Origin of the sequence: Streptomyces sp. NPDC058375 (assembly GCF_042723425.1) — a bacterium.
Classification (GTDB): domain Bacteria; phylum Actinomycetota; class Actinomycetes; order Streptomycetales; family Streptomycetaceae; genus Streptomyces; species Streptomyces durocortorensis.
Map to the genome: position 1 here is coordinate 1 of NZ_JBHXJG010000412.1, position 3,914 is coordinate 3,914.

The 3,914-nt window shown below is 69.5% G+C and carries 3 protein-coding genes; all 3 read right to left on the reverse strand.

Features of this window, described 5'->3' with window-relative positions; all coding sequences use genetic code 11:
* Window positions 1-212: 212 nt before the first annotated feature.
* The 3 genes from ACFWM7_RS34320 to ACFWM7_RS34330 all read right to left on the reverse strand — a co-directional run bounded on the left by ACFWM7_RS34320 (window position 213) and on the right by ACFWM7_RS34330 (window position 3,749).
* Entirely contained in the window at window positions 213-1,670 is a 1,458-nt protein-coding gene (locus tag ACFWM7_RS34320) for a catalase (RefSeq protein ID WP_383268427.1), read from the reverse strand.
* Window positions 1,671-1,927: 257 nt separating this feature from the next.
* Window positions 1,928-2,821, reverse strand: coding sequence for a 2-hydroxy-3-oxopropionate reductase (locus ACFWM7_RS34325; protein ID WP_383268430.1), 894 nt, complete (start codon window positions 2,819-2,821; stop codon window positions 1,928-1,930).
* A gap of 88 nt (window positions 2,822-2,909) precedes the next feature.
* Window positions 2,910-3,749, reverse strand: a complete 840-nt coding sequence (locus ACFWM7_RS34330) for a TIM barrel protein (RefSeq protein WP_383268432.1) — start codon at window positions 3,747-3,749, stop codon at window positions 2,910-2,912.
* Window positions 3,750-3,914: the final 165 nt, after the last annotated feature.

The window sequence follows — 3,914 nt, forward strand, 5'->3', positions numbered from 1 at the left end:
TATCCGTACTCCACGCCCTCGTTCAGGGGGTGACAGGGACCGCGGCGGCGGCGATCGCCCCGGGGGAGGGCGTCTCCTTCAGGTCAGGAGACGGTCCCCGGGTCTTCACCACCGCACTGGCATCGCACAGCCGCCGCGGCCTCGTCGTCCTGCCCCCACCGCGCGGCACCCCTCATCCGGGTGCGCGGTACGGGCAGGGACTTGAGGGAGGCTCAGTCCTCGCGCAGGGCGCGGACGGCCTCCTCCACACGCTTGCCGTAGTCGGCGTCGGCAGCGTGGAAGTGGGCGAGGTTCTTCTCGATCACGTCGTCGCGGGTGACCTGCGAGAGGCCTCCGGCGATGTTCGCGACCAGGCGGCCCTTCTCGTCCTCCGACATGAGCCGGAAGAGTTCGCCCGCCTGGAAGAAGTCGTCATCCTTGGCGTGGGCGGGCGCCTCGTGCGTGCCCGTCCAGCCGTGGATGGCGAGCGGCGCGGCGAGCGCCGCGTCGGTCTGCGCCGGACCGGCGTACGAGTTGGGCTCGTAGTTCTTGTCGTGGCGCGAGCCGTTGCGGGTCGCGTGGATGCCGTCGCGGCCGTAGTTGTCGACGACGGCGGCCCGCGGCGCGTTCACCGGGAGGTGGGTGTGGTTGACGCCCAGGCGGTAGCGGTGCGCGTCCGCGTAGGCGAACAGCCGGCCCTGGAGCATCTTGTCCGGGGACGGGCCGATGCCGGGCACGAAGTTGTTCGGCGAGAACGCGGCCTGCTCGACCTCGGCGAAGACGTTGTCCGGGTTCCGGTCCAGGACCAGGCGGCCGACCCGCTGGAGCGGGTAGTCGCTGTGCGGCCACACCTTGGTGAGGTCGAACGGGTTGAACCGGTAGTCCGCGGCCTCGGCGGCCGGCATCACCTGGACGTGCAGCGTCCAGGACGGGTTGACGCCCCGCTCGATGGCCTGGAGCAGGTCCGTCTGGTGCGAGTTGGCGTCCTTGCCGACGAGCTCGGCGGCCTGCTCGCTGGAGAGGGAGCGCACGCCCTGGTTGGTCTTGAAGTGGTACTTGACGAAGAAGGCCTCGCCCTCGGCGTTCGTCCACTGGTAGGTGTGCGACCCGAAGCCGTTCATGTGGCGGTACGAGGCGGGGATGCCCCGGTCGCCCATCAGCCAGGTGACCTGGTGGGTCGCCTCGGGGGAGTTCCCCCAGAAGTCCCAGACGTTGTCCGGCTCCTGCTTGCCCGTGAACGGGTCGCGCTTCTGCGAGTGGATGAAGTCGGGGAACTTGATCGGGTCCTTGATGAAGAACACCGGGGTGTTGTTGCCGACCAGGTCGTAATTGCCCTCGTTCGTATAGAACTTGAGGGCGAAGCCGCGCGGGTCGCGGACCGCGTCCGCGCCACCGAGCGAGTCCGCGACGGTGGAGAAGCGGATGAACGTCTCGGTGCGCTTGCCCACCTCGGAGAGGAAGTCGGCACGGGTGAAGCCGGTGACGTCGTCGGTCACCTCGAAGTAGCCGTACGCGCCGGAGCCACGGGCGTGGACCACGCGCTCCGGGATGCGCTCACGGTTGAAGCGGGCGAGCTTCTCCAGGAGGTGCTGGTCCTGGAGGAGGATCGGTCCACCGACACCGGCGGTGGCGGAGTTCTGGTTGTCGGCGACCGGGGCGCCTGACTCGGTCGTGAGCACACGCTTAGCCATGTGGCGGGATGACCTTTCGTACGAGCTGCTGACGGCTTGAGGAGCGTAGGTTCGCCGCAGAGAAAACGTCAACAGTTTGTTGAAAACGAAGTGTGTGGTTCCGGGCCGCGGCAGCGCCTGGGCGCGACAGGACAGGTGTCAGCGCCACCGCGGCCCGGAGATCAGGGGGCCCGAAGTGCGGGCCGTGGTCCCGGGGGCGGTCCGGCGATCATGGCCGGTCGCCCTTCACGGGGCCGTGCTCCTCACGGAGCCGGGGGTCAGACCTGGGAGCCGGACAGCCGCTCGACCGAGCGCAGCAGCGCCGAGTGGTCCAGGCCGCCGTCGCCCTGGGCACGCAGCGAGGCGACCAGCTGGGCGACCACACCGCCGACGGGCAGGGCCGCGCCGACGTTGCGGGCGGCGTCGGTGACGATGCCCATGTCCTTGTGGTGCAGGTCGATCCGGAAGCCGGGGGCGAAGTCCCGCTTCAGGAAGTTGTCCTTCTTGCGGGTCAGCACGGTCGAGCCGGCGAGGCCCCCGTTGAGGACGTCCAGCGCGGCGGCGAGGTCGACGCCGGACTTCTCCAGGAAGACCACGGCCTCGGCGCAGGCCTGGATGTTGACCGCGACGATCAGCTGGTTGGCGGCCTTCACCGTCTGGCCGGAGCCGTGCGGGCCGCAGAGCACGATGGTCTTGCCGAGCGCGTCCAGGAGCGGCTTCGCGGCGTCGAAGTCCGCCTGCTCGCCGCCGACCATGATGGACAGGACCGCCTCGATGGCGCCGGCCTCGCCGCCGGAGACCGGCGCGTCCAGGACCCGGATGCCCTTCTCCGCCGCGTTCTTGGCGAGGTCGACCGAGGTCTGCGGGGTGATGGAGGACATGTCCACCAGCAGCGCGCCGCGCTTGGCGTTCTCCAGGATGCCGTCGGGGCCGTACGCGATGGCCTCGACCTGCGGCGATGCGGGCACCATCGTGATGACGACATCCGCGTCCTTGACCGCGTCCGCGATCGAGGAGGCGCCGGTGCCGCCGGCTGCGACCAGCCGGTCGATCTTGTCCTGCTCCAGGGTGTATCCGGTGACGGAGTAACCGGCCTTGATCAGGTTCTCCGACATGGGGGAGCCCATGATGCCGAGACCGATCCACGCAACCTTGGGGAGGTTGTTGCTCATGAGGGTGCCTTCCTGAAAAACGTGTGTACGTAAGGGGGTTGGGCGTGACCCTCAGGTCCGCCCGGCCCGCCCGCGGCCGGTCAACCGGTCAGCGGGCCGCTCGGGCCGACGCCGGGAGCCAGTCGAAGGACTCGGCGCTCGGCCGGTCGCCCGGCTTGTACTCCAGGCCGACCCAGCCGGTGTACCCGGCGTCCTTCAGCTCGTCGAGGAGCTGCTCCAGCGGGAGCGAGCCGGTGCCCGGCGCGCCACGTCCCGGGTTGTCGGCGATCTGGACGTGGCCGGTCTTCGCGGCGTACGCCTTGATGACCTGGCTCAGGTCCTCGCCGTTCATCGAGAGGTGGTAAAGGTCCAGCAGGAACTTCGCGTTCCCGAGGCCCGTCGCCGCGTTGACCTTGTCGACGGCCTCGATCGCGGCCGGTGCGCTGACCAGCGGATAGAGCGGCGACTCCGGCTTGTTGAGGGTCTCGACGAGCAGGATCGCCCCGACGCGGTCAGCCGCACGGGCGGCCAGGACCAGGTTCTCCAGGGCGAGCGTGTCCTGGACCTGCGGGTCCGCGCCCTCGACGCGGTTGCCGTACAGCGCGTTGAGCGCCGTGCAGCCGACCGAGGCGGCGAAGTCGGCCGCCACCTCGATGTTGGCCCGGAAGCGGTCCGACTCCGTGCCGGGCACGGAGAGCGCGCCGCGGTCGGGGCCGGGCAACTGTCCGGCGTAGAAGTTCAGCCCCACCAGCTGGGTGCCGGCGTCGTCGAGCGCCTTCTTGAGGGCGTCGAGCTCCGCCTGCGGCGGGGTGGGGGTCTCGATCCAGGGCCACCACAGCTCGACCGCGGTGAAGCCCGCCGCGGCGGCTGCCGCGGGACGCTCCAGGAGCGGGAGTTCCGTGAAGAGGATCGAAAGGTTCACATCGAAGCGCTGGTCCGGGTATCCCATGAGGATGTCGGCGCTCCTTCCGTATTGCGGAAGTTAGTTTCTGCTTAACGGAAGATTGCCCGGAGCGGGGTGGGGCTGTCAAGGGGGTGCCGCAAAATTCGCCCCGGTCAAGGTCGGCATCCAGATCCTGGAGTCCCTGAACCTGCGCCAGCGCGGCCTGGAGAT

Excerpts from the sequence above, each read along its gene's own strand:
- ACFWM7_RS34320 (WP_383268427.1), bottom strand. The coding sequence starts at position 1,670 with ATGGCTAAGCGTGTGCTCACGACCGAGTCAGGCGCCCCGGTCGCCGAC.
- ACFWM7_RS34325 (WP_383268430.1), bottom strand. The coding sequence starts at position 2,821 with ATGAGCAACAACCTCCCCAAGGTTGCGTGGATCGGTCTCGGCATCATG.
- ACFWM7_RS34330 (WP_383268432.1), bottom strand. The coding sequence starts at position 3,749 with ATGGGATACCCGGACCAGCGCTTCGATGTGAACCTTTCGATCCTCTTC.